The sequence below is a fragment of the Burkholderia sp. AU18528 genome, assembly GCF_002223215.2.
Lineage (GTDB): Bacteria > Pseudomonadota > Gammaproteobacteria > Burkholderiales > Burkholderiaceae > Burkholderia > Burkholderia semiarida.
In genome coordinates, this window is sequence record NZ_NKFC02000007.1 from 362644 (window position 1) to 386701 (window position 24058).

At 66.9% G+C, this 24058-nt stretch carries 21 protein-coding genes and 1 pseudogene; 11 read left to right on the top strand and 11 right to left on the bottom strand.

All coding sequences use genetic code 11. The features are described from left to right. Positions 1–6: 6 nt before the first annotated feature. From CFB52_RS35245 to CFB52_RS28410, 8 genes and pseudogenes are all read left to right on the top strand, one after another. Positions 7–306 (top strand): annotated as a pseudogene (locus CFB52_RS35245) (hypothetical protein); the annotation flags it as partial. Positions 307–328: 22 nt separating this feature from the next. Continuing rightward, the gene (locus CFB52_RS28380; RefSeq protein ID WP_099318088.1) at positions 329–733 is read left to right on the top strand and encodes a heme-binding protein; all 405 of its coding nucleotides are present in this window, start codon (positions 329–331) and stop codon (positions 731–733) included. Between the two features lie 39 nt (positions 734–772). After that, positions 773–2947, top strand: coding sequence for a malate synthase G (locus CFB52_RS28385; protein WP_099318089.1), 2175 nt, complete (start codon positions 773–775; stop codon positions 2945–2947). A 573-nt stretch (positions 2948–3520) separates the two neighbouring features. Beyond that, positions 3521–5089, top strand: coding sequence for a sensor domain-containing diguanylate cyclase (locus CFB52_RS28390; protein WP_059581528.1), 1569 nt, complete (start codon positions 3521–3523; stop codon positions 5087–5089). 193 nt (positions 5090–5282) lie between these two features. Continuing rightward, positions 5283–6668, top strand: a complete 1386-nt coding sequence (locus CFB52_RS28395) for a cache domain-containing protein (protein WP_060011165.1) — start codon at positions 5283–5285, stop codon at positions 6666–6668. A gap of 31 nt (positions 6669–6699) precedes the next feature. Beyond that, entirely contained in the window at positions 6700–7344 is a 645-nt protein-coding gene (locus CFB52_RS28400) for a response regulator transcription factor (protein ID WP_059581523.1), read from the top strand. Positions 7345–7510: 166 nt separating this feature from the next. Continuing rightward, positions 7511–8074 (top strand): hypothetical protein, encoded by a 564-nt coding sequence (locus CFB52_RS28405; RefSeq protein WP_257220687.1) that lies wholly within the window; start codon positions 7511–7513, stop codon positions 8072–8074. Positions 8075–8083: 9 nt separating this feature from the next. Next, the gene (locus CFB52_RS28410; protein WP_081059309.1) at positions 8084–8302 is read left to right on the top strand and encodes a hypothetical protein; all 219 of its coding nucleotides are present in this window, start codon (positions 8084–8086) and stop codon (positions 8300–8302) included. Positions 8303–8555: 253 nt separating this feature from the next. Here the strand turns inward: CFB52_RS28410 and CFB52_RS28415 are convergent, their stop codons facing one another. Further along, a complete protein-coding gene (locus CFB52_RS28415; RefSeq protein WP_059581520.1) occupies positions 8556–9152 on the bottom strand; it encodes a phospholipid-binding protein MlaC in 597 nt (198 codons plus the stop codon). A 327-nt stretch (positions 9153–9479) separates the two neighbouring features. Here CFB52_RS28415 and CFB52_RS28420 point away from each other — a divergent pair, with 327 nt between their 5' ends. Then, on the top strand, positions 9480–12113 hold the full coding sequence (locus tag CFB52_RS28420; protein ID WP_099318091.1) for an MMPL family transporter: 2634 nt from the start codon (positions 9480–9482) through the stop codon (positions 12111–12113). Next, on the top strand, positions 12106–13110 hold the full coding sequence (locus tag CFB52_RS28425; protein WP_099318092.1) for a VacJ family lipoprotein: 1005 nt from the start codon (positions 12106–12108) through the stop codon (positions 13108–13110). Before CFB52_RS28420 ends, CFB52_RS28425 begins: the two co-directional genes overlap by 8 nt. Positions 13111–13591: 481 nt before the next feature. On the opposite strand, the gene CFB52_RS28430 is transcribed toward CFB52_RS28425, so the two are convergent. The 7 genes from CFB52_RS28430 to CFB52_RS28465 all read right to left on the bottom strand — a co-directional run bounded on the left by CFB52_RS28430 (position 13592) and on the right by CFB52_RS28465 (position 20582). Beyond that, positions 13592–14185 carry a peptidoglycan recognition family protein gene (locus CFB52_RS28430; protein WP_099318093.1) on the bottom strand — a complete coding sequence of 198 codons (594 nt, stop codon included), beginning with the start codon at positions 14183–14185 and terminating at the stop codon, positions 13592–13594. Between the two features lie 14 nt (positions 14186–14199). Next, positions 14200–14682: a type VI secretion system tube protein Hcp gene (locus CFB52_RS28435; RefSeq protein WP_060011158.1), complete on the bottom strand. Its 483-nt coding sequence runs from the start codon at positions 14680–14682 to the stop codon at positions 14200–14202. A 496-nt stretch (positions 14683–15178) separates the two neighbouring features. Then, positions 15179–15835: a phosphorylase gene (locus CFB52_RS28440; protein ID WP_059581508.1), complete on the bottom strand. Its 657-nt coding sequence runs from the start codon at positions 15833–15835 to the stop codon at positions 15179–15181. A 54-nt stretch (positions 15836–15889) separates the two neighbouring features. Next, positions 15890–17863, bottom strand: coding sequence for a squalene--hopene cyclase (gene shc / locus CFB52_RS28445; RefSeq protein ID WP_060317681.1), 1974 nt, complete (start codon positions 17861–17863; stop codon positions 15890–15892). A 12-nt stretch (positions 17864–17875) separates the two neighbouring features. Continuing rightward, the gene (gene hpnE, locus CFB52_RS28450; protein WP_099318094.1) at positions 17876–19129 is read right to left on the bottom strand and encodes a hydroxysqualene dehydroxylase HpnE; all 1254 of its coding nucleotides are present in this window, start codon (positions 19127–19129) and stop codon (positions 17876–17878) included. A gap of 13 nt (positions 19130–19142) precedes the next feature. Continuing rightward, the gene (gene hpnD, locus CFB52_RS28455; RefSeq protein WP_059581498.1) at positions 19143–19991 is read right to left on the bottom strand and encodes a presqualene diphosphate synthase HpnD; all 849 of its coding nucleotides are present in this window, start codon (positions 19989–19991) and stop codon (positions 19143–19145) included. A gap of 258 nt (positions 19992–20249) precedes the next feature. Beyond that, the gene (locus CFB52_RS28465) at positions 20250–20582 is read right to left on the bottom strand and encodes a hypothetical protein (RefSeq protein ID WP_059581495.1); all 333 of its coding nucleotides are present in this window, start codon (positions 20580–20582) and stop codon (positions 20250–20252) included. 205 nt (positions 20583–20787) lie between these two features. Here CFB52_RS28465 and CFB52_RS28470 point away from each other — a divergent pair, with 205 nt between their 5' ends. Continuing rightward, a complete protein-coding gene (locus CFB52_RS28470; RefSeq protein ID WP_059581492.1) occupies positions 20788–21672 on the top strand; it encodes an alpha/beta fold hydrolase in 885 nt (294 codons plus the stop codon). Positions 21673–21687: 15 nt separating this feature from the next. Here CFB52_RS28470 and CFB52_RS28475 read toward each other — a convergent pair whose 3' ends face one another. From CFB52_RS28475 to CFB52_RS28485, 3 genes are read right to left on the bottom strand one after another with little or no spacing between them, the layout of a single operon-like run. Further along, positions 21688–22629 (bottom strand): GGDEF domain-containing protein, encoded by a 942-nt coding sequence (locus CFB52_RS28475; protein WP_059581488.1) that lies wholly within the window; start codon positions 22627–22629, stop codon positions 21688–21690. After that, on the bottom strand, positions 22626–23252 hold the full coding sequence (locus CFB52_RS28480) for a chemotaxis protein CheC (RefSeq protein ID WP_059581485.1): 627 nt from the start codon (positions 23250–23252) through the stop codon (positions 22626–22628). Before CFB52_RS28480 ends, CFB52_RS28475 begins: the two co-directional genes overlap by 4 nt. After that, positions 23245–23613 (bottom strand): response regulator, encoded by a 369-nt coding sequence (locus tag CFB52_RS28485; protein ID WP_011548759.1) that lies wholly within the window; start codon positions 23611–23613, stop codon positions 23245–23247. The genes CFB52_RS28480 and CFB52_RS28485 overlap by 8 nt, the downstream gene beginning before the upstream one ends. Positions 23614–24058: the final 445 nt, after the last annotated feature.

Below are 24058 nucleotides of genomic sequence, written 5' to 3' on the forward strand. Positions count from 1 at the left end.
GGCCAAGCCCCGCCCGCTCACGTCCGGCCATCGAGCCACAACGTCGACGCGTGGTGGCCCGCGATCGAAGCCGGCGCGGCAGCGATCGCCGCCGACCGCAAGCGGCTGCGGCAAGTTCATGAAGGAATACGGCGGCCTGTCGCGCTCCGACCCCGTCCATGCGGAGAAGGCGCGCGCGCGTCGGCGCGCTCGCGGCCGGACCTGATTGTCACCGCCAACGTCGGCTGCCAGACTCATCGGAATGGCGCGAGCCGCACACCCATGCGCCACTGGATCGAGCGCGTCGACAACCGGCTGGTCGACTGACCGCCTATTCCGGAGGAAAGCCATGCAAACGAAACCCGAACTCGAACTGGCCGATGCCGAGTGCATGCTCGCCGCGGCCCGCGCGGAAGCGGAACGCCACGGCTGGGCCGTGTCGATCGCCGTCGTCGACGACGGCGGCCACCTGCTCGCGTTCGCGCGGCTGAACGGCGCATCGCCGGCCAGCAGCTGCATCGCGCAGGACAAGGCGCGCGCGGCGGCGCTCGGCCGTCGCGAGACGAAGGCGTATGAGGATATGATCAACGGTGGCCGCACCGCGTTTCTGAGCGCGCCGCTGACGGGGTTGCTCGAAGGCGGCGTGCCGGTCACGGTCGGCGGCCGGATCGCGGGCGCGATCGGCGTGTCTGGCGTAAAGTCCGAACAGGACGCGCAGATCGCCCGCGCCGGCACACAGAGCGTCGCGGAATAACCAGCCAAACCGCGCGCATTTTCCCCGGGAGGATTCACGATGATCGACCAAGCAGGACTGCAAGTCGCGCCAGCGCTGAGCCAGTTCATTGAAAACGAAGCGCTGCCGGGCACCGGCATCGACAAGACCGCGTTCTGGAGCGGTTTCTCGGCCCTGGTGCACGACCTCGCGCCGCCCAACCGCGAGCTGCTCGCCGAACGCGACCGCCTGCAGCAGGAACTCGACGCGTGGCATCGCGCGCACCCCGGCCCGGTACGCGACCATGCCGCGTATCGCGCATTCCTCGAACAAATCGGCTACCTCGTGCCGGTCCCGTCGAACGTCGCCGCAGCCACCGCGAACGTCGACAGCGAGATCGCCACGCAGGCCGGCCCGCAGCTCGTCGTGCCGCTGTCGAACGCGCGCTATGCGCTGAACGCCGCGAACGCGCGCTGGGGCAGCCTGTACGACGCGCTGTACGGCACCGACGCGCTGCCGGAAGACGGCGGCGCCGAACGCACCGCGGCCTACAACCCGACGCGGGGCCAGCGCGTGATCGACTACGCGCGCGACGTGCTCGACAACGCCGCGCCGCTCGCGAGCGGCTCGCACCGCGACGCGCTGCGCTACCGCGTGCAGGACGGCCAGCTCGCGGTGGAAACCGCGAAGGGCGACGTCGGGCTCGCGCAGCCGGCGCAGTTCGTCGGCTACCAGGGCGCGGCCGATGCGCCGTCCGCGATCCTGCTCAAGCACAACGGCCTGCACCTCGAGATCCAGATCGATGCATCCACGCCGATCGGCCGCGCCGATCTCGCGAACGTGAAGGACGTCGTGCTCGAAGCCGCGGTCAGCACGATCATCGACTGCGAGGATTCGGTCGCGGCGGTCGACGCGGACGACAAGGTCCAGCTCTACCGCAACTGGCTCGGCCTGATGCAGGGCACGCTGGTCGAGGAAGTCGCGAAGGGCGGCAAGACCTTCACGCGCCGGCTGAACGCCGATCGCGAGTACACGACGCCCGCCGGCGGCACGCTGTCGCTGCACGGCCGCTCGCTGCTGTTCGTGCGCAACGTCGGCCACCTGATGACCAACGGCGCGGTGCTCGACCGCGACGGCAACGAGATTCCGGAAGGCATCCTCGACGGCGTCGTCACGACGCTGTGCGCGCTGCACGACCTGAAGGCGAAGCGCAACTCGCGCACGGGCTCGATCTACATCGTGAAGCCGAAGATGCACGGCCCGGCCGAAGTCGCGTTCGCCGATACGCTGTTCGCGCGCATCGAGGATCTGTACGGCCTGCCGCGCAACACGCTGAAGATGGGCATCATGGACGAGGAGCGCCGCACCAGCGTGAACCTCGCCGCGTGTATCGCCGCCGCCGCCGCGCGCGTCGCGTTCATCAACACCGGCTTCCTCGATCGCACCGGCGACGAGATGCACACCGCGATGGAAGCGGGCCCGATGATCCGCAAGGGCGACATGAAATCGTCGGCGTGGATTCAGTCGTACGAGCGCAACAACGTGCTCGCGGGCCTGTCGGCCGGCCTGCGCGGCCGCGCGCAGATCGGCAAGGGCATGTGGGCGATGCCGGACCTGATGCACGCGATGCTCGAGCAGAAGATCGCGCATCCGCGCGCCGGCGCGAACACCGCGTGGGTGCCGTCGCCGACCGCGGCGACGCTGCACGCGCTGCACTACCACCTCGTCGACGTGCAGGCCGTCCAGCAGGCACTCGAGAAAACGCCGTACGCGAGCGAGCGCGACGCGCTGCTCGAAGGGCTGCTGACCGTGCCGGTCGTCGAGCGCGCCGCGTGGAGCGAGGCCGAGATCCTGAGCGAGGTCGAGAACAACGCGCAGGGCATCCTCGGCTACGTCGTGCGCTGGGTCGAACAGGGCGTGGGTTGCTCGAAGGTGCCGGACATCCACGACGTCGGCCTGATGGAAGATCGCGCGACGCTGCGCATCTCGAGCCAGCACATCGCGAACTGGCTGCGCCACGGCGTGATCACCGAGGCGTTCGTGCTCGACGTGTTCAAGCGGATGGCCCGCGTCGTCGACCAGCAGAATGCCGGCGATCCGAACTATCGCCCGATGGCGCCCGATTACGACCGGTCGACCGCGTTCAAGGCCGCGTGCGCGCTCGCGCTGCAAGGCACGTCGCAGCCGAGCGGCTATACCGAGCCGCTGCTGCACCGGTTCCGGCTCGCGTTCAAGGCGCAGCAGCACGGCGCATGAACCTGCGCATGCGGGCTCGTCCCGCATGCCGGGCGCCGCATGCCGGTGGTACACCGGCCTTGCGAAACGGGCGGCCCTCGCGGCTGCCCGTTTTCACATGGGTATTCACCCGACCGTTGAAACCGATAATCGGCGCATATCGCGCGCTTTCGCGTGCGACGCCCGCCCGCCGTTAATCCGCCGATCCGCCGGTATCCGCGGCCGGAAGCCGCGCGAACTTTCCCGCCGCACCGCAATGCCTTGCTCGGCAACGATCCGCCCGATATTTGCAAGCGCGGGATTACCCCATAATTTGACCCCGATCAACCGGTCGCAACATTTTCCGCGCACCCAAACACGCGCGTTATACTCCGTGGCATTCGCATCGCGCGATTTGTCAGATCGTCGAATTGCAGCCGATGTTACCTGTGAATATCGGGTTTATCTGGCCGCGGTTGTCGATAATCGGTGCCCGTTTTCTCCGCTGGACGGAAGGTATGCACGGGCAGGGCTGCGCACCGGGTCGCCACCGGTAGCCATACGAACAATCGCATCGGCACGCCGCCCGGCGACGATGCCCCCGATCCACGGACCATGGCCGAAACCAACTACGCAATGCCCAGCGAATCCGGCGTGACGAGCCGTATCGCCGCTCATCTGCGCCGGTTGTTGCTGCCGCACCTGATCTTCTACACGGGGCTGCTGATCGCGCTGATCCTGCTGCTCCTGTGCGCGATCGTGCTGTACGAAGGCCGTATCGACGCGCGCGACCGCTCGCGCAGCATGCAGCAGAACCTCGCGCTGATGGCGGCGTGGGACATCGAACGCAACATCGAGATCTATTCGCTGTCGCTGCAGGCGGTCGTCGACGGCGCGAACGACCCCGAGGTCGCCAGGCTGCCGATGCCGCTGCGCCGCCAGGTGCTGTTCGACCGCTCGACGACGGCCAAGTACCTCGGCGGCATCTACGTGCTCGACGCGAAAGGCGACATCGCGGTCGACGGCATGAGCGACGTGCCGCGCAAGGCCAACTTCGGCAACGAGCCGTACTTCGCCGTGCACCGCGACCGCCCCGACGTCGGCCTGTACGTCAGCCCCCCGTATCATTCGCGGCTGCGCGGCGGCTCGCCGAGCATCGCGCTCAGCCGGCGGATCACGCGGCCCGACGGGTCGTTCGGCGGCGTCGCGGTGATGTCGATCCGGCTCGAATATTTCCAGAACCTGTTCTCGCGCCTGTCGCTCGGCGATCGCGGCTCGGTCGCGCTGATCAACACGGACGGCAGGATGGTCGCGCGCGAGCCGTACGACCCCAGGATCGTCGGCCGCGACATCAGCCGCGCGAGTACGTTCCGGCAATTCATGACCGCCAGCGAAGGCAGCTTCGCCGACACCGCGTCGATCGACGGCGTGCGGCGCCTGTACGTGTTCCGGCACCTCGATCACCTGCCGCTCATCGTCATGGTCGCGCGCTCGGAAGCGGACACCTACGCCGCGTGGTACGACCGTGCGATCCCGATCGGCTCCGCGATGGTGGCGCTTGCGATCGGCTTCGTCGGCCTGTCGCTGCTGCTCGACGTGCAACTGCGCAAACGCCACCGCGCCGAAACCGAGCTGCAGGCGCTCGCGCGCACCGATGGCCTGACGGGCCTCGACAACCGCCGGATGCTCGACGTCACGCTCGCGCGCGAATGGCGGCGCGCCGCGCGCTCGCAACATCCGCTGTCGCTGCTGTTCATCGACGTCGATTACTTCAAGCACTACAACGACACGCAGGGCCACCAGGCCGGCGACGACGCGCTCGCCGCGGTCGGCCACTGCATCGCCGGCTGCCTGCGCCGCCCGGCCGACTATGCGGCGCGCTACGGCGGCGAGGAATTCGTCGTGGTGCTGCCGGACATCGATAGCGACGGCGCGGCGACGATCGCCGAAACGATCCGCACCGGCATCCTCGATCTCGGCATCCGGCACGACGCCGGCACGGTCGGCCGGCTGACCGTGAGCATCGGCGTGACGACCAGTTATCCCGAACGCGACGACAACATCCAGGCCGCGCTGAAGCTCGCCGACGATGCGCTGTATCGGGCGAAGGAAGGCGGGCGCAACCGCGTCGTCGTGCAGACGGCGGCCACGCCGCCCGTCGATCTCGAATCGCGGCGGGCCTGAGCGTACGAGCAGCGGCGGGGCAGCCGCCGTCCGCCTGCAAAATCGCCGACAATATCGGCTCGATACGCCGCCGCGCGGCCGATGCGCCCGGCCGGCCCGCGCCTGTCGGCAGCACCCCGGCCGCGCTTGGCCGGCCGCGCCTCGCCGGCCGCGCCTGGCCGGCCGCGCCGCTTCACGGCCGCTTCGCACCACCATGAGACTCAAGGCAAAGATCTTCCTTCTGGCCATCGTGCCGTTTCTGCTCACGATCGCCGGCATCGGCTTCGGTGTGCGCCACCAGGCGACGTCGCTCGCGCGCACGCAGCACGCGACGATCCAGGCCGCGTACCTGTCGAGCAAGGAAGTCGAGCTGAAACACTACGTCGAGCTCGCGACGAGCGCGATCATGCCGCTCTACGACGCGAGCGGCCGCAATGCGCGCGACGACGCGCTGCTGCGCACGCAGGCGCTCGCGATGCTGCAGAAGATGGATTTCGGCCCTGACGGCTATTTCTTCGTCTACGACCTGCACGGCAATTCGCTGATGCATCCGCGCGAGCCCGAGCGCGTCGGCCACAACTTCTGGTCGATGCGCGACCCGCAGGGCGCGCTCACCATCCAGAAGCTGATCGGCGCGGCGTCGCAGGGCGGCGGCTACGTGCGCTACGCATGGCAGCGGCCGTCGACGGGCCGCGTCGCGCCGAAGCTCGGCTACGTCGTCGCGCTCGAGCGCTGGGGCTGGATGGTCGGCACCGGCATCTATCTCGACGACGTCGACACCGCGCTGCAGCGCATCGACGCGCGCGCGTCCGCGAACATCGAGCGCACGATGAGCTGGCTGACGGCGATCGCGCTCACCGGCGCGGCGGCGATCGCCGTGTGCGCGCTGGTGCTGAACGTCAGCGAGTCGCGCAGCGCCGACGCGAAGCTGAAGCTGCTCGCGCAGCGCGTCGTCGAATCGCAGGAGCAGGAACGCGCGCGGCTGTCGCGCGAGCTGCACGACGGGATCAGCCAGATGATGGTGTCCGCGAAGCTGATGCTCGAATCCGCGCTCGCGCGCTTCGAGCGCGGCGCGTCGCGCGTGCCGGAAGCCGAGCAGGCGCTCGCGTCGGGCGTCGGGCGGCTCGGCGACACGCTGCGCGAAGTCCGGCGCATCTCGCATGCGCTGCGGCCGTCGATGCTCGACGATCTCGGCCTCGCGGCCGCGCTCGAACAACTCGTGCGCGAGCTCGGCGCCGAAAGCGGCATCGACATCGGCTATACGCAGGTCGCGCACAGCGGCACGCGGCCGCTGCCCGAAGCCGTCAATACCGCGCTGTTCCGGATCGCGCAGGAAGCGCTGAGCAACATCGTGCATCATGCGCGGGCGTCGCGCGCGGCCGTCACGCTGGACGTCGGCGCGCAATCCGTCACGCTGACCATCGCCGACAACGGCTGCGGCTTCGACGCCGAACGCTCGCAGGCCGACGCGAGCCGCGGCATCGGCCTGCGCAACATGCGCGAACGCCTCGACGCGCTCGGCGGCACGCTGACGATCACGTCGCAGGTCGGCCACACCGTCGTGGCCGCGCGCGTGCCGCTGCGGCGTGCCGCCGCCTGAGCACGCGCACCCTAACCGGAGACTTTTGCCCATGAGCGCCCCCGATACCGCCCGGCCCGCCGCGCGACTGCTGCTCGTCGACGATCACCCGCTCGTGCGCGACGGCTTGCGGATGCGGCTCGAAGCCGCCGACCTGTCGGTGGTCGGCGAGGCCGGCAACGCGGACGAGGCGCTCGCGCTCGCCGCGTCGCTCGAACCCGATCTCGCGCTGATGGACGTCGGCATGAACGGAATGAACGGCATCACGCTCGCGGGCGTGTTCCACGAGCGTTTTCCGGGCATTCGCGTGCTGATGCTGTCGATGCACGACAACATCGAATACGTGACGCAGGCGGTGCGCGCCGGCGCGAGCGGCTATCTGCTGAAGGATTCGCCCGCGAGCGAGATCGTCCGTGCGATCGGTGCGGTGCTGGCCGGGCAGACCTTCTTCAGCGAAGGGCTGGCCGCGCGGATGATCCAGGCCAGCGCGACGGCGTCGCCGCTGGACCGGTTGACGCCGCGCGAACGCGACATCCTCGACATGTTGGCCGAAGGGCTGTCGAGCAAGCAGATCGCGCAGCAGACGGGGCTGTCGGTGCGCACGGTCGAGACGCATCGGCTCAACCTGAAGCGCAAGCTGGAGATCGAAGGGCAGGCCGAGCTGATCAAGTTCGCGGTCGAGCATCGGCGGCGGTAGAGTGACACCGGGGCGGCTTGCCCCCCGCGCCAAGACCGTCGCGCGAACGGCCACAAACCCGCAGCGGGCAATACGCCAGCGCGTCTGCCTTGCGCCACGCGCAATTCGCCCGTCCGATTTCATACTTGTCCAATCGCCCCCTCGCTGGATAGATGACACTATTCCGGTGGCCACGACATTCGAATCGAATGCTGGTGGCAAGTCGCTTCCCCCAAAGAACCGGCACATCACCGTACAACAACTTTCCAACGGAACATTTTTTGATATGAACGAGTGCCGCGATTTCTTTCAGGTATTTAGGGGCAACATGGAAGCGCTGGGGCTCGACGTCCCGACAAGCTGGTTCGGCGCCCAAGGGACCACATTGGCGAATATCTCCGCCTTGGTTGCCGCAACGGAAAAGCTCGGAAAAACGGCGACGGTCGCCGAATTGGCGGGCGCGACTCTGTTGTCTGAAAAATTGCTGGTCGCCGGGGCCTTGTATGCGTCGTATTACACCGGGGCTGCGATCGGAAGCGCAATGGTTGCATCGGCAGAGCGCTTGACTTGCAGACGAACCGCCGACGTTTCAACCGTGATCCGGAATTTCCAGTCGCAAACGGCCATCTACGTGCCCTACAGCCTTCAATTGCATTTGAAAATGCATCCCGAAATATTCGACGCGGAAAATCCGGCGCGTGCAACGTATGCGCGCAAAGGGCTCGCGTGTACTCGCCGCCGATATAGCTGAGGTCGCAACGTGAAACTGGGTTCGTACGCGTGGTGGAAGGACCGGTTACTGCTTTTGCTGGTTGCGTTTTTGTGCGCTGGGCTGGCGAGCGCGTTTGCCCGAATGTCGGGAAAGAATGCACCGACGATCATCCTGGCAATTACCGTCTTCGCACTGCTTATCGATAACCGCAGGCTTCGCAAGGCGCTGCGGCAAGTCACCGACGAAAATCGGCGACGCGAGCCGTGAGCGGGGCATGCCGCACGGCGTTCATTCATGCCATGGCGAGGCAGCCTGCCGGATGACGGAACCTGCCGTCCGGCGCTTTGCCGAACGGATTGTCACCGCAGACTCGCAGCGTCCGGCCCGGCATTGATCGGCTTGCGCCGAGGCGGGCGGATATTGCCCGGCCACGGCGCAATGTGAAACGCCCCGGCAGCATCCGCGACCGGGGCGTCATGGTTTGCGAGCCGCATTTCAGTCGCGCATCGCGCGGCAGCCGTCAATTCGTCCGCGAGTTGTGCTTCTGCAGATACGCGATCAGGCCGTCGATCCCGCCCGCCGCGAGCTGGCTCTTGAACTGGCCCTGGTAGACCTGGATGAGCCACGCACCCGACATGTCGATGTCGTAGATCTTCCAGTCGTTGCCGACCTTGCCGAGACGATAGCCGACCGACTGGCTGTCGCCCGGCGTCGTCACCGTCGACTGCACGAGCGCGTCGGCGCCCGATGCGCCGCCCGGCTTGAACGAGAACTTCGCGTCCTGGTTGCCGAGCTGCGCGAGCGACGCGGCGTAGGTGCGCGTCATCAGCAGCCTGAACTGCTTGTACAGCTCCTGCTGCTGTTGCGGCGTGGCCTGCTTCCATGCGTCGCCGACCGCGATGCGGGTCGTGCGCTCGAAGTTCGTCACGGGCAGGAAGCGCTGCTCGACGACTTGCGTGATTTTCGCCATGTCACCGCCGCGCGCGGCCGGATCGGCCTTCATCGCATTGACGGTGCCCTCGACCGCCGTGCGGACGACATCGACCGGCGCGCTCTGCGCGAAAGCGGAAACCGACACGGCGGCCGCCGCGACGAAAGCAAACAGATGACGTTTCATACGAATTTCGCACTCGATGGAAAAAAACGGCCGGCTCTTTGCATCGGCCGGTGGAGCAAAGTATACCGGGCCCGACGCCCCGGTGCCGCCCGGTGACCGACTGTTACCTTTCAGCGCCGTTTGTCACAGGCGCTCGGCCGCATGTCGGCGCGTCGCCGCGCCCCATTATGTAAATATCCCCATACAAATGAACCGACCGCGCACTCCGATTGCGACGCCGGAAGCAAATATCCTTCCCGCCCCGAATCTCCCCACCGTCACGACCGTCGCCGCGCCGCGCCGGTATACTTGGCTACTTTGCCCTAGCCAGCCGCTCCCCACCGCCACATGGTGACATCTCTCATCGTCCGACTCGTTGCGTGGTCGGTGCGCCGCCCCGTCTGGGTCGTCGTCCTGTCGCTCGTCATCGCCGCCTTCAGCGGCGTCTACGTCGCGCAGCATTTCAAGATCAACACCGACATCAGCAAGCTCGTCGATGCGGAACCGCAATGGGCCGCGCTCAGCCAGGCCGTCGACAAGGCGTTCCCGCAACGCAACGGCACGATCCTCGCGGTCGTCGAGGCGCCCGCGCCGGAATTCGCGACCGCCGCCGCGCATGCGCTGGCCGAAGCGCTGCAGAAGGATGCCGCCGCCGGCCGCATCGGCCCGGTCGCGGAACCGGGCGGCGGGCCGTTCTTCGAGCACAACGGGCTGCTGTTCCTGTCGCCGCAGGAAGTCTCCGATACGACCGCCCAGCTCGCGAGCGCGCGCCCGCTCGTCAACGAACTCGCGAAGAACCCGAGCCTCACGGGGCTCGCCACCACGCTGTCCACCACGCTCGGCCAGCCGCTCCTGACCGGCCAGGTGAAGCTGCCCGCGATGGCGAAGCTGCTCGCGCGCAGCGCCGCGACGGTCGACGACGTGCTGGCCGGCAAGCCGGCCGCGTTCTCGTGGCGCGCGCTGGTCGACAACGATGCCGCGCGGCAGCCCGCGCGCGCGTTCGTCACCGTGCAGCCGGTGGTCAACTACGGCGCGCTGAAGGCCGGCGCGGCAACGAGCCAGGTGATCCGCGACGCGGCCCGGTCGCTCGATCTCGACAAGCGCTACGGCGCGGCCGTGCGCCTGACCGGCGAACAGCCGCTCGCTGACGACGAATTCGCGTCGGTCGAAGACGGCGCCGCGCTCAACGGCGTGCTCACGCTGCTCGCCGTACTCGTGATCCTGTGGCTCGCGCTGCGCTCGAAGCGGATGATCGGCTCGGTGCTCGTCACGCTGTTCGTCGGCCTCGTCGTGACGGCCGCGCTCGGCCTCGCGATGGTCGGCTCGCTGAACATGATCTCGGTCGCGTTCATGGTGCTGTTCGTCGGCCTCGGCGTCGATTTCTCGATCCAGTACGGCGTGAAGTACCGCGAGGAACGCTTTCGCGATCAACGCATCGATCACGCGCTGATCGGCGCCGCGCACTCGATGGGCATGCCGCTCGCGCTGGCCACCACAGCGGTCGCGGCGAGCTTCTTCTCGTTCATTCCCACGGCCTATCGCGGCGTGTCCGAGCTCGGCCTGATCGCGGGCGTCGGAATGTTCGTCGCGCTGCTGACCACGCTCACGCTGCTGCCCGCGCTGCTGCGCCTGTTCGCGCCGCCGGGCGAATCGAAGACGCCGGGCTTCCCGTGGCTCGCGCCGGTCGACGATTATCTCGATCGCCATCGCAAGCCGATCCTGATCGGCACGCTGGCGGTCGTGATCGGCGCGCTGCCGCTGCTCGCGTTCCTGCATTTCGACTTCAACCCGCTGCACCTGAAGGATCCGAACAGCGAATCGATGGCGACGCTGCTCGCGCTGAAGGATTCGCCGGAAGCCGCCGTCAACGACGTCACGCTGCTCGCACCGTCGCTTGCCGAAGCCGACGCGGCCGCGAAGCGCCTCGACGCGCTGCCCGAAGTGGGCCGCACAACCACGCTGTCGACCTTCATCCCCGCCGACCAGCCGGCCAAGCACGCGGCGATCGCGGCGGCCGCGAGCGAGCTGCTGCCCGCACTGACGCAGCCGGCCGCGCCGCCTGCGACCGACGCGCAGCGCGTGGCCGCGCTCAAGCGCGTGTCGGACCTGTTGAGCTATGCGGCCGAAGATCACCCGGGCCCGGGCGCGGCCGCCGCGCAGCACCTGTCCGCGTCGCTCGCGAAGCTCGCCGCCGCCGACAGCGCGACGCGCGACCGTGCCGAACGGGCGTTCTCCGATACGCTGCGCATCGCGCTGAACCAGCTCGCCGCGCTGCTGCAGCCGCAGGACATCACGCGCGAATCGCTGCCGCCGCAGGTCGTGCGCGACTGGGTCGCGCCGGACGGCCATGCGCTCGTGCAGATCTCGCCGAAGGTGCCGAAGGGCGTCGACCCGAACGACGACACGATGCTGCGCCGTTTCGCGAAGGCCGTGAAGGCCGCGGAGCCGGGCGCGACCGGCGGGCCGATCTCGATCCTGCATTCGGCCGACACGATCATCAACGCGTTCCTGCATGCGGCGCTGTGGTCGATCATCTCGATCACGATCCTGCTGTGGGTCACGCTGCGCCGCTTCGGCGACGTGCTGCGCACGCTGGTGCCGCTGCTCGTGTCGGGCATCGTGACACTCGAGATGTGCGTCGTGCTCGGCATGTCGCTGAACTTCGCGAACATCATCGCGCTGCCGCTGATGCTCGGCGTCGGCGTCGCGTTCAAGGTGTATTTCGTGATGGCGTGGCGCGCGGGGCAGACGGGGCTGCTGCATTCGAGCCTCACGCACGCCGTGCTGTTCAGCGCAGCGACGACGGCGACCGCCTTCGGCAGCCTGTGGCTGTCGCATCATCCGGGCACATCGAGCATGGGCAAGCTGCTCGCGCTGGCCCTGACCTGCACGCTGATCGGTGCCGTGGTGTTCCAGCCCGTCCTGATGGGCAAACCGCGCGTCAAGCGCGCCAAGAACCAATCGCAAGGAATCAATGAATAAGGTGCGAATCATTGCGGCGACCGTCGCCGCCAGCGCGATGCTGACCGGCTGCGCGACGGGACCGAACCGCAATCCCAACGACCCGCTCGAGCCGATGAACCGGGCGATGTACAAGTTCAACGACACGGTCGACACGAACATCGCCCAGCCGATCGCGAAGGGTTACCAGAAAGTCACGCCGACGCCGGTGCGCACCGCGATCAGCAACTTCTTCTCGAACCTCGGCGATCTCGGCAACATGGCGAACAACCTGCTGCAGTTGCGCATCACCGATGCGACGCAGGATCTGATGCGCGTGGCGATGAACTCGCTGTTCGGCGTCGCCGGCCTGATCGACATCGCGACGCCGGCCGGGCTGCCGAAGCATCACCAGGATTTCGGGCTGACGATGGCGCGCTGGGGCATGCCGTCCGGCCCGTACCTCGTGCTGCCGGTGTTCGGGCCGAGCACGATCCGCGACGGCGTCGGCCGTGCGGTGGACGTGCGCTTCAACCTGCTGAACTACATCGAGCCGGCCGCGCGCAATCCGATGTACATCGCGCAGTTCATCAGCGCGCGCTCGGACCTGCTCGGCGCGACCGACCTGCTGAAGCAGGCCGCGCTCGATCCGTATTCGTTCGTGCGCGACGCGTACCTGCAGCAGCGCAAGTCGCTCACGTATCGCGGCCAGTCGACATCGGCCGCGGCGCCGAACTACAACGAGCCGGGCGAAGCGGGCGCCGTGCCGGCCGCGACGCCGGCCGTGCCGGGGCTGCCGAACTACGAGGATCCGGGCGATGCGGGCGGCACATCGGGCGCCACGCCGAACAACGCGCCGGCGGCACCTGGATTGCCGCAGTACGACGATCCCGGCGCGGACAGTGCGATGCCGGCGAGTACGCCTGCTGCGGCACCGGCGGCAGCATCGTCGGGCGCCACCACGGCGCCGGCCGCCAACGGCGCGCCGATCGCGCCGGCGATGCCGACGCTGCCCGCGAGCGGTCCGGCCGCGCAGTAACGCCGCAACGGCGGACGCGCACAAACGAAGAGCGCTGCATGATGCAGCGCTCTTTTTTTCACACCAGGCCTGGCAACCTAGCATTCCCCAACGTCGCCCAGCCCATAAGTACAAGCAAACGGGTCGTACCATTTATTGTTTTTATAAAACAGCGTTACTGCATCGCCTCTGGTGAAGATAAATGTAGCAACGCCACTTGAAGATAGATCCCACTTCCCCGAACTGCCGTCATCGAATTTCAAAGTTCCCGCCGCATAACACGAAGAATACCGTTCGTGAGAAAACATATATCCCTCGACCGGATATGCCCTCGTGAAGAAATTCCTGATCTGCCTGACCGTGGGTCGAAATCTCTTACAGACCTCCAACGCATCAGCCTCTCTGCTCTTCCCGGATTCGAGAATCTCGATATCCCTCACCCCTCTCGCCTGCGACGAGGAACAGAACAAGAAAATACATACAAGAAAAAAATACCTACACATCAATCCCATTTTGCAGTTCCCGCTTCAGTTTCCCTCTTGTACGACACCTCAGGATGCCTGTATATCTCGGAAAAAGATATTCCCAATGTTTCGCAAAGCTCCTTTACGAGCCACCTCAATGAATCATTTTGCCTGTCATTTACCACTTCGTATATTTTCGTTTCTCTATCCATTCGACCGACGATTTCTATCCCAATAGAGTCCGCATTTCCCGGATACCTATCCGGAAAACCATTCCCATACTCCACCCCCGATAATTTTGCATATTTCCCTGCCATGCCAGACACCCTTTTAAATTCGGATGGACTACACTTTCTTTCCATAAGACACCGAGATTTGAGCAACCCGACATGGTTGGTTCTCTTGTACACTGAAGCGGTTTGATATATGGCTCCACTCTTGTCTATCAGGAAGTGCGCTCCATTTGCCCCACTTGCTGCATAGCTATTAAACGTACTATCAGCCGTGGTCCCGTCAGTTTGGTGAACAACGATTCCATTCACCTTTGCCATCGCGCTTCGCTCAATTGTCGAAAAAATCCTGACCTCGATGCGCTCCGCATCGACATGGCCTTGTTTTGAAATAAACAGCATTGCGCCCCCTGTCGTTAAATAGTCATGTTGGCCTTGATGTCGTAGCCCATGCTCACCGTTCCGCCATTTCCTCCCCGCGAGTTCTGAACCAGATATTCCTGTCTCACTTGGGAGAAGGATAGTCGAACCGCCTCGCGCGGAATTCTCATATTGGTGGTACTAACCTGACTAACCTTGGTAACAAGTACGTCCTCCATCGTGACCCTGAGGTATCCGAGCGGCGTACCGCCGGCTTTGCGCATAACCAGCACCGCACGCTCAATATGCCTTCCTGTCAGGCAGCACTGGATAAGATTCGGTGTGGCACGGTCGATGTAGTGCTCGAAAGTCAGGTCGTCGACGATACTTCTGCCTGCTCCGCCACCACTTCCCATATGCATATTGGATTGCTGACTCACCGACCAATCCCACGTCAGCACTTCAATTTCATTCGAGTGATCTGCATCGAGCGATTCGCCCGCTATGCCCGCCAGCTTCAAGAAAATGTCTTGCGCCATTCGCCTCTCTCGCTCGGTAAATAAGAAAACCAAATCAATTCGAACGATGAAAGATGGGGCCCGACGCGTCAATCAGACAAAATCGAAAAGCAGGATCCAATTGCGTCGACGCACAGCCCACCGGAATGAGTCCGTGGGCACGCGCTTATACCGGGATGAACCTGGAGCAAAGGAAGCTCACCGGGGTATTGACTGCCGATGAGCGACGGGATATCGGATGGTTGAGCGCCGACGGGTTACACAATGGCAAATAGTGCCCACCATACCGACGCACAAGCGCGAACACACTCTGCGTACGATGCCCGCGCGATTCCCGTTCGAGATTCGGGAATCTCATACGGACGGCTGTTCCGGAGACACCCACTCCGCTGCGGCTGCCATGCCGGTGCAGGCGCGCGCCGACTTCATGCGCTCGCGGCTGCGGCGCGGCAACGACAGCGCGTCGGTTCCGCGCGATCGAATGGGGAAGAAAGAAGTAAAGCGCGGCGAACGCCGCTCAGACGATCCGCATCGCGCCTGCCCGCTCGAACGCGTGGCGCGCCTGGATCAGCGTCGTGCGCGCCGCACGCGCGTCGCTGGCGACCTGCAGCAAGGGGCCGAGCTGCGACGGCTGCTTCAGCAGTTCGCGCAGGATCGGCAGGATCGCCGTGCTGCCGTCGTCGCGCAGGCCGGCCGTCGCCGCACGCGGCAGCGTGCGCCACGCCGGATCGACGATCGCGCGGCACACCGCGAACGGCACGCCGCGCGCGGCCGCGAACGCGGCGGCGATGTGCGACTCCATGTCGACGGCCAGTGCACCCTTCGCATGATGCAGCGACGCCTTGTCCTGTTCGCTGACGACCGGCGCACCGACGGCCGCGATCGTGCCGCGCGTGACGCGCGCCCACACCGGCGTGTCGTGCAGCGCGGCGACGAGCCGCGTGCTCCAGCCCGCATCGGTCTCCACGCGGCCGAACGGCCCGTCGATCGCGTTCGCGATCACGAGCGCGCCAGGCGTCAGGTCGGGCGCGAGCCCGCCCGCCGTGCCGAAGCTCACGATGCCCGCGCAACCGCGCGCGGTCGCTTCGGTCAGCGCGCGCTCGAGCCGGTCGGCCCGCGCGGCGAACACGGCCTCGACGCCTTCACCGCGCGCGATGCGCGCCTCGAACGCCATCCCGGTAACCGCGATGACGGGCAACGTGCCGTTGTGCTGCGTCGTCGGCACGCGTTACATCCCGACCGTCACGCGCGTCGCATTGGCGCGCTTCAGGTTGCGGTAGCGCGCGAGCGCCCACAGCGGGAAGAACTTGCGATAGCCGTGGTAGCGCAGGTAGAACACGCGCGGGAAGCCCGTCGCCGTGAAGCGCGTCTCGTCCCACAGGCCCTCTTCGTTCTGCTGAGCGACCAGGTAGTCGACGCCGCGCGCAACGGCCGGGTTGTTCACTTCGCCGGCCGCCATCAGGCCGAGCAGCGCCCAGGCCGTCTGCGACGCCGTGCTCGGCGCCTGCTCGTAGCCGCGGTAGTTCAGCTTGTAGCTGTCGCCGTCCTCGCCCCAGCCGCCGTCCTTGTTCTGGATCGACAGCAGCCACTGCGCCCCGCGCTTCATGCGCGGATCGTCCGGCGTCAGGCCGGCCGCGTTCAGCGAGCACAGTGCGGTCCACGTGCCGTACACGTAGTTCATCCCCCAGCGGCCGTACCAGCTACCGTCCGGCTCCTGCTCCTTGAGCATGTAGTCGAGCGCACGGCGCGCCGGCTCGCTGTTCAGCGGCGTCTCGCCGAGCTGCGACAGCATCGACAGGCAGCGGCCCGACACGTCGGCCGTCGGCGGATCGAGCAGCGCGCCGTGATCGGAGAACGGGATGTTGTTCAGGTAGTACTGCGTGTTTTCCGGTTCGAACGCGCCCCAGCCGCCGTCGCTGCTTTGCATGCCGACGACCCATTCGCGCGCACGCGCCATCGATTCGCGATACGTGTCCGACTGCGTGAGCTTCTGCGCGCGATCCATCGCCATCACGACCACGGCCGTATCGTCGACGTCCGGGTAGTGCGCGTTCGCGTACTGGAACGCCCAGCCGCCGGGCCGCACGTTCGGGCGGCGCGAGATCCAGTCGCCGCGCACGTCGAGGATCTGCAGCGGACGCAGCCATTCGAGGCCGCGCAGCACGGCTGCCTGCGCACGCGCGTCGCCGGTCTCGAGCAACGCATGCGCGACGAGCGACGTATCCCATACCGGCGACAGGCACGGCTGGCAATACGCTTCGTCGTCGTGCACGACGAGCAGCTTCTCGACCGACTTGCGCGCGAGCGCGCGGTTCGGATGATCTTCCGCGTAACCGAGCACGTCGTACATCATCACCGCGTTGGCCATCGCCGGATAGATCGCGCCGAGGCCGTCCTCGCCGTTCAGGCGCTCGTCGACGAACGACACGGCCTGACGGATCGCGCGTTCGCGCGTATAGCTCGGGAACAGGCCGTCGACCGCGCGCAACGCATGGTCGACCACGCGGAAGAACGCGAACCAGCCCGGGCTCTGGTGACCCTGGCGCGGCAGCAGCCCGGCGTTGACGGGCGGGTCGATGAACAGCTCGTCGATGCGCACGCCGCGCGGGTTCTTCGCGAGCGGACGCTTCGCGTTCAGCACGAGCAGCGGCACGATCACGGTGCGCGCCCAGTACGACACCTTCGACAGGTGGAACGGGAACCACTGCGGCAGCAGCATGATCTCGACCGGCATCATCGGCACCGCGCGCCACGGGATCGCACCGTACAGCGCGAGCTGGATGCGCGTGAACACGTTCGACATCTCGGCGCCACCCATCGCATGGATCGCGCGGCGCGCGCGCTGCATGTGCTCGGCATTCTCGTCGTCGCCGATCACCTTCAGCGCGAAATACGCCTTCACGCTCGCGCTGATGTTCGGCGCGCCGTCGGTGAACAGCGGCCAGCCGCCGTCGGCCTGCTGGATGCGGCGCAGATACTTGCCGATCTTCTGTTCGAGCTCGAGGTTCGGCGTCTCGCCCAGATAGTGGACGAGCAGCACGTATTCGGCGGGAATCGTCGAATCCGCTTCGAGTTCGTAGACCCAGTGTCCGTCCGGTTGCTGCGCGGCGAGCAGCGCGTCGGTCGCACGCGCGACAGCCGCGTCGACGCCGGCCGGCACGGCGCCGGCGGACAGGGTAGCCATTTCGGTGAGATCGTTCATCGGTCCCTCTGTTTATTGCGTCTGGAGCACGTCCGCGGCCAGCTGGCCGGAACGGATCGCGCCCTCGATCGTGGCGGGCAAGCCGGTGGCAATCCAGTCGCCCGCGAGTACAAGATTGGTCCAGCGCGTACGCACGGCCGGACGTTGCATTTCCTGCGACGGCACCGCCGCAAAGCCCGCGCGCGGCTCGACGACGAGCTGCCACGCGGGAATGGCTTGCGGGTTCGCGCCGGTCACGCGCGCGACGTCTTCCCAGATGCGCCGCGCGAGCGTGTCGCGCGGCAAGTCGAGCCAGCGCCCCGCATCGCGGATCGTCGCCACGAGCTGGCCGTCGCCGGTACGCACCGCGTCGACGACGCCGTTGACGACGGTCGTCTGCAACGGATTGCCGGCCGACGATTCGACCGCGAAATACGCGGTCACGACCGCGCTGAACGTGTCGGGCGCGGTGAGTTCGGGCACGAGCGGCTGCGCGACCTCGGGCGGCACGGCCAGCACGACCGCGTCGCCCGGCGCGAGATCGATGCGCTCGCCGCCGACCGACACCGCGTCGACCGCATTGCCGTGCGCGCCGAATTCGAACGCATCGAGCCGCGAATTCAGGCGGATCTGCGCGCCGCCGTACTGCAGCATCCGCAGCGCCGGTTCGACGAACGCGCTGCCGAGCCCGCGGCGCGCGACGAGCGGACGGCAGCCGGGGCCGCCCGCGGCGAACGTGCCGCACAGCGCGGCGCGCGCGAGCTCGGCGCTCGCGTGGCGCGGCTCGATATTCAGCACCCCGAGGAAAAACGGTCGCAGCCAGCGATCCCACAGCACGCCGTCGCATCGCATCGTCTGCGCAAGCGAGCGGCCCGTGCGGGCGAACGCGAGCGGAGCCAGCGCGAGGTAGTCGAACGGCGTCGTGCCCGGCGCGCGCGACGCGGCATCGAACAGCCACGACGGCCAACGGCCGTTGCCGAAGCGTAGCGTCCAGCGCTGCTGCGACGCGATGTCCATGACCGGGAATTCCGCCAGCGCGGGCCCCGCGAGCTGATCCGCCGCGCCGATCGCGCGCAGGTAGCGCTGCGTCGCGGGCTGCCCCGCGAAAACCGTGTGCAGCCCGCTGTCGAGCGTCGTGTTCAGCGTCCCGTCGAACCACGAGCGGCAGCGGCCGCCCGCGTGCGCATGCGCGTCGTGCAGCACGATGCGCCGCCCGCGACGTTGCAGCTCGACCGCGGCCGACAGGCCCGCGAGTCCTGCGCCGATCACGTGGACGGTTCTGGGCATCGCGTCGGTCGACTCAGAACAGCGCGTAGCGCGCGGCGATCATCAGCATGCGCGCCTTCGGCTTGCGCAGCGGTGCGCGCGGCGCGGCAAAGCCGCGTGCGATCGCGGCGTCGAGAATGCAGCGATACGCGCCCGACATGATGCGCGGCGCCTTCACCTGCGCACGCGGACAGGTGTCCATCACCGCGTCGGCCTGGCGGAAGTGCTCGAGCGCGCGCTCGACGAGCGTTGCACACACGCGCGGCAACGCCGGATCGCGCACGATCGTCGCCGGATCGGTGATCGCGATGCCTTCGCGCGCGAGCAGCTCGCGCGGCAGGTAGCAGCGGTTGATCGCCGCGTCGTCGTCGATGTCGCGCAGGATGTTCGTCAGTTGCAGCGCACGGCCGAGGTGGTGCGACAGCGTGATCCCTTCGGCTTCCGGCATCCCGAAAATCCTCACCGACAGCCGGCCGGCCGCGCTCGCCACGCGATCGCAGAAGAGGTCGAGCGTCGGCTCGTCGGGCGCGCAGATGTCTTCCACCGCGTCCATCGCCATCCCGTCGATCATCGCGTGGAAATCGGCGCGCTGCAGGTTGAACGCGCGGATCTCGCGATCGAGCGCGGCCAGGTGGCGCGGCGGGCGGCCGGCGAAGCATGCGTCGATGTCCGCGCGCCAGCGATCGAGGCCCGCGTTGCGCTCGGCGCGCGGCAGGTCGCTGTCGGCGATATCGTCGACCGCGCGGCAAAACGCGTAGACCTGGAACATCGCATCGCGCTGCGCGGCCGGCAGGATGCGCATCGCCAGATAAAAAGAACTGCCCGATGTGACGGCAGCGGCGTCGGTTTCTTGTTCGTCCACGACGGAATGGGAAACGGCCAAGACGAGCTCCACGGAGACACCCACGCGGGGCGATTGAAGAAGCCATGCCCGGCTGGGATGGTCAGGGCGTCGAATGCGAGCGAGATATGCGAACGATCGACGCAGACAGGCACAAATTACCGGCCGGAAGCCGGAATTGGCCGAAAGTATAGCAATCTTTGAAGGTCGATGGCGGACACGCGCCAGGTCTGGCGGGGTGTCGAGCACCGCCGCGAGGGCGGTGCAGCCGGCCTTCGCGAAGGGATGCCGCGCGGCGCGTCAGCCGTAGACGATGTCGCGCTGCAGGTCGAGCGCGATGAGCCCCATTTCACGCGTGAGCTGCAGCATCGAGCGGCGCTCGAGGCGCGAGCCCATGAAGCTCGTCACGCGCCCGTCGGGCTCGGCGGTGAACTGGAACACCGCGCCGCCCGTGCCGAACCACGCGCCGGGCACGTCGGGCGATTCCTGCCAGTCGATCTGCTCGAACACGCGTGCGATGCCCGCGCGCACGAGTTCACCTGGGCCGATCGGCGGCGCGATGTCGCCCAGGTCGTCGAGCGAATAGGGGCCGGGTTTGTCCGGCTTCCGATAGAAGAGGTAGTCGACGTTCATGGGGTGCAATCGCAGGCAAACCGACAAATTAGCGCGCTTCGGCGCAAATTCAAATCAGATCAGGACGAAATGTGGCCTGTACGAGACAAATGGCCTGTATCGCGACGGCCGGTGCGAACCGGCGCTGGCTCGGGCCCGGCGTTCATGCCGGGCGGCGCGCGGCTTCGTCTAAGATGAACACCTTTCTCGAAAAAACACGGACACCATGGAGACGAACGACACCGCCACCCCGCAGTCCGATCATCCCGTTTTCGTGCTCGTGCACGGCGCATGGCATGGCGCGTGGTGCTATGCCCACGTGGCGGCCGCGCTCGCCGCGCGCGGCTACCTGTCGATCGCGCGCGACCTGCCCGCGCACGGCATCCATGCACGCTTTCCCGCGTCGTATCTCGCGCGGCCGCTCGACAAGGACGCGTTCGGCGCCGAGCCGTCGCCGGTCGCGAACACGACGCTCGACGACTACGCGACGCAGGTGATGCAGGCCGTCGACGACGCGTACGCGCTCGGCCGCGGCAAGGTCGTGCTGGTCGGGCACAGCATGGGCGGCCTCGCGATCACGGCGGCCGCCGAACGCGCGCCGGAGAAGATCGCGAAGATCGTCTATCTGGCGGCCTTCATGCCCGCGTCGGGCGTGCCGGGCCTCGACTACGTGCGCGCCCCGGAAAACAACGGCGAGCTGCTCGGCCCGCTGATGCTCGCGAGCCCGCGCGTGGCCGGCGCGCTGCGCATCGATCCGCACAGCGGCGATGCCGCGTATCGCGAATTGATGAAGCGCGCGCTGTACGAAGACGTGCCGCAGGCCGACTTCGATGCGGTCGCGAACCTGATGAGTTGCGACGTGCCGGCCGCGCCGTTCGCGACCGCGATCCCGACGACTGCCGCACGCTGGGGCGCGATCGACCGTCACTACGTCAAGTGCCTGGCCGATCGCGTGATCCTGCCCGCGCTGCAGCAGCGCTTCATCGACGAAGCCGACGCGTTCGCGCCCGGCAACCCGACCCACGTGCACCAGCTCGACAGCAGTCACTCGCCGTTCGTGTCGCAGCCGGCCGTGCTGGCCGGCGTGCTCGCCGACATCGCGAAAAGCTGAGCGGGGCGGGCGCGGTCAGTCGGCGTACGCGACCGACCGATCGCGCCCGAGCCGCTTCGCGCGATAGAGCGCGGCGTCGGCCTCGTTCACGAGCACGTCGCAGGTCGACGCGCCGGCTTTCGCGCACGCGCCGCCGACGCTCGCCGTGACCGGCACGCTGACGCCCTCGGCGTCGACCGGCACGCTGCCGATCGCCTCGCGCACCTTGTCGGCCACCCGCATCGCCTCGTCGAGATTCGTGCACGGCAGCAGCAGCGCGAATTCCTCGCCGCCGAAGCGGCCGAACGTATCCTGCGCGCGCACGATCGACGCGACGCGGCGCGCCGTCTCGCGCAGCACGGCGTCGCCCACCGCATGCCCGAAGCGGTCGTTGATCGTCTTGAAGTGATCGAGGTCGAACAGCAGCACCGACAGGTCGCCGCCGTAGCGCTGCCAGCGCGCGAATTCGTCACCGAGCCGCACCTCGAAAAAGCGCCGGTTCGCGATGCCGGTCAGCCCGTCGAGATTCGCGTGTTCGCGCAGCTTCGCGACCGCTTCCTCGCGCTCCCGTTGCATCACGCTCACATGCGTGACGTCCGAGATCGTCACGCATACGGCCTCGACGTCGCGGCCGCGCGTGAGCGGCATGAACGTGCAGTCCTGCTGCATGTAGTCGACGCCGCCCGTGATCGGCCGGTCGTGCTCGAAGCGGAACAGGTAGGGCCGCTGCTCCCACGAGCTGAACGCGAAGCTGCCGAGCTGGAACACGCTCTCGAGCTTGCGCGACAGCCATGCGCGCGGCAGATCCGGAAAGCGGTCGAACAGGTTGCGGCCGATCACGTCGGCGGCGGGAATGCCGCTGTGGTCCTGCATGAAGCGATTCCACATCAGGACGGTCATCGAACGGTCGAGCACGAACAGGCCGAAGCCGACCCGCTCGATCACGAGGTCGCTCAGCGACGGGGCGGCGGCCGTCATAGCGCGGACAGCAACGCGTCGAGCGCGTCGCCCATCAGCCGGATCGAATCCTCGGCCATCAGCATCACGAAATGCGCGCGGAACGTGTGGTCCTCGAGCCCGAAGTTCACCTCGAGCAGCAGCGCGACGCTCCACCCCAGTTCGTTCGGCTGGAAGACGTCGTCGAACGACACGTTCGCGCCGAGCAGCCCCGGCGGAAAGAACACGGGCTTGCGGCCGAGTTCGTCGAGGATCGACGCGACGCAGGCGCCCATCAGCACGTTCGCGACGTCGAACACGAGCTCGTCCGGCGTCGCCATCCCGCCGTACACGCCGTCGCCGAACGTGCGGTCGACGACCGACATGAGCCGCGCGACACCCGCCGTGCGGCACAGCACGATCGCCTCGCCCTTGATGTCGGAACGGAAGCCCTGGCGCACGGCGGTCACGTTGTCGTGAATGCCTGTCATCTCGCGCAGCGCGTCGCTCGCGTCGGCCGCTTTCACGACGCGCACGCGCGGCACCGACAGCTCGATGAAATGTCCGAGCAGCAACGCCAGCCGCGCGGCGGCGCGGCCCATTGCAAGGTTGGCGATCTCCTGCAACGCGTCGCGTTGCTCCGCCGTGAACACCGATTCAGGCATACAACCCATACTCCTTGAGAATGGGCAGCAATGCCTCCGACGTCACGGGCTTGGCAACGAATGCGATCGCGCCCAATTCACGCACGCGTGCTTGCGCCTGCGGCTGGATATCGGCGGATACCACGATCACGAACGTGTTCAGATCTTCGTGGCGCAGTGTTTCCAGGACCTGATATCCGCTCATGTCGGGCATCGTCAGGTCCAGAAACATCACGGAAGCTTTGCCGTCACGATAGAGCGCCAAGGCCTCGCGACCATTCGCTGCATACGCGACGTCAACGTCCCAATCCCCCGGCAGCGCCTTTGTCAGCAGTTTGCGAGCGAGCAGCGAATCGTCGGCAATTACAATCGGCAAAGGCATGGGGCGATGCGGTATACGGAATGGTCTCTCTCGCGTTAACGACCGCGCGGCGCACTTCTTTAGGTGCCATGCGTTTCGGGCGCGGGCAACCGCCTTGCGGCCGCGCACGGGGCGCCGCGACGCCAGGTGCGCGCGACGCACCGCGCGGCAATCGCCGGCGGGCGCATGTATCTGTCATAGGGAAAGCAAGGCGCGATTCTCGGAGTAAACCGGAGGCGATGCAACTCGCCATATTCACCATTTCGAACAGAATCGATCCGATCGCGCGCCATTCCGAAAACAGGCGCGACCATTTTCGAGATAAGCACGCAAAATTTTTCCTTGTGTACGTTTGCGCTGCCGGATTCGTCGCGTTTTCAATCTGACGGTTTACCTCTGTCACATACGACAGGATTGCGCCCGTACGGCGCCGCGCGGCGGGCCGCCGCAACTCGTTTATGATGGC

Coding starts and splice junctions, on each gene's coding strand:
- CFB52_RS28425 (WP_099318092.1), top strand. CDS start 12,106: ATGAATAAGGTGCGAATCATTGCGGCGACCGTCGCCGCCAGCGCGATG.
- CFB52_RS28400 (WP_059581523.1), top strand. CDS start 6,700: ATGAGCGCCCCCGATACCGCCCGGCCCGCCGCGCGACTGCTGCTCGTC.
- shc (WP_060317681.1), bottom strand. CDS start 17,863: ATGAACGATCTCACCGAAATGGCTACCCTGTCCGCCGGCGCCGTGCCG.
- CFB52_RS28470 (WP_059581492.1), top strand. CDS start 20,788: ATGGAGACGAACGACACCGCCACCCCGCAGTCCGATCATCCCGTTTTC.
- CFB52_RS28465 (WP_059581495.1), bottom strand. CDS start 20,582: ATGAACGTCGACTACCTCTTCTATCGGAAGCCGGACAAACCCGGCCCC.
- CFB52_RS28415 (WP_059581520.1), bottom strand. CDS start 9,152: ATGAAACGTCATCTGTTTGCTTTCGTCGCGGCGGCCGCCGTGTCGGTT.
- CFB52_RS28420 (WP_099318091.1), top strand. CDS start 9,480: ATGGTGACATCTCTCATCGTCCGACTCGTTGCGTGGTCGGTGCGCCGC.
- CFB52_RS28440 (WP_059581508.1), bottom strand. CDS start 15,835: ATGGCGTTCGAGGCGCGCATCGCGCGCGGTGAAGGCGTCGAGGCCGTG.
- CFB52_RS28475 (WP_059581488.1), bottom strand. CDS start 22,629: ATGACGGCCGCCGCCCCGTCGCTGAGCGACCTCGTGATCGAGCGGGTC.
- CFB52_RS28480 (WP_059581485.1), bottom strand. CDS start 23,252: ATGCCTGAATCGGTGTTCACGGCGGAGCAACGCGACGCGTTGCAGGAG.
- hpnE (WP_099318094.1), bottom strand. CDS start 19,129: ATGCCCAGAACCGTCCACGTGATCGGCGCAGGACTCGCGGGCCTGTCG.
- CFB52_RS28395 (WP_060011165.1), top strand. CDS start 5,283: ATGAGACTCAAGGCAAAGATCTTCCTTCTGGCCATCGTGCCGTTTCTG.
- CFB52_RS28430 (WP_099318093.1), bottom strand. CDS start 14,185: ATGCTGTTTATTTCAAAACAAGGCCATGTCGATGCGGAGCGCATCGAG.
- CFB52_RS28435 (WP_060011158.1), bottom strand. CDS start 14,682: ATGGCGCAAGACATTTTCTTGAAGCTGGCGGGCATAGCGGGCGAATCG.
- CFB52_RS28385 (WP_099318089.1), top strand. CDS start 773: ATGATCGACCAAGCAGGACTGCAAGTCGCGCCAGCGCTGAGCCAGTTC.
- CFB52_RS28390 (WP_059581528.1), top strand. CDS start 3,521: ATGGCCGAAACCAACTACGCAATGCCCAGCGAATCCGGCGTGACGAGC.
- CFB52_RS28485 (WP_011548759.1), bottom strand. CDS start 23,613: ATGCCTTTGCCGATTGTAATTGCCGACGATTCGCTGCTCGCTCGCAAA.
- CFB52_RS28380 (WP_099318088.1), top strand. CDS start 329: ATGCAAACGAAACCCGAACTCGAACTGGCCGATGCCGAGTGCATGCTC.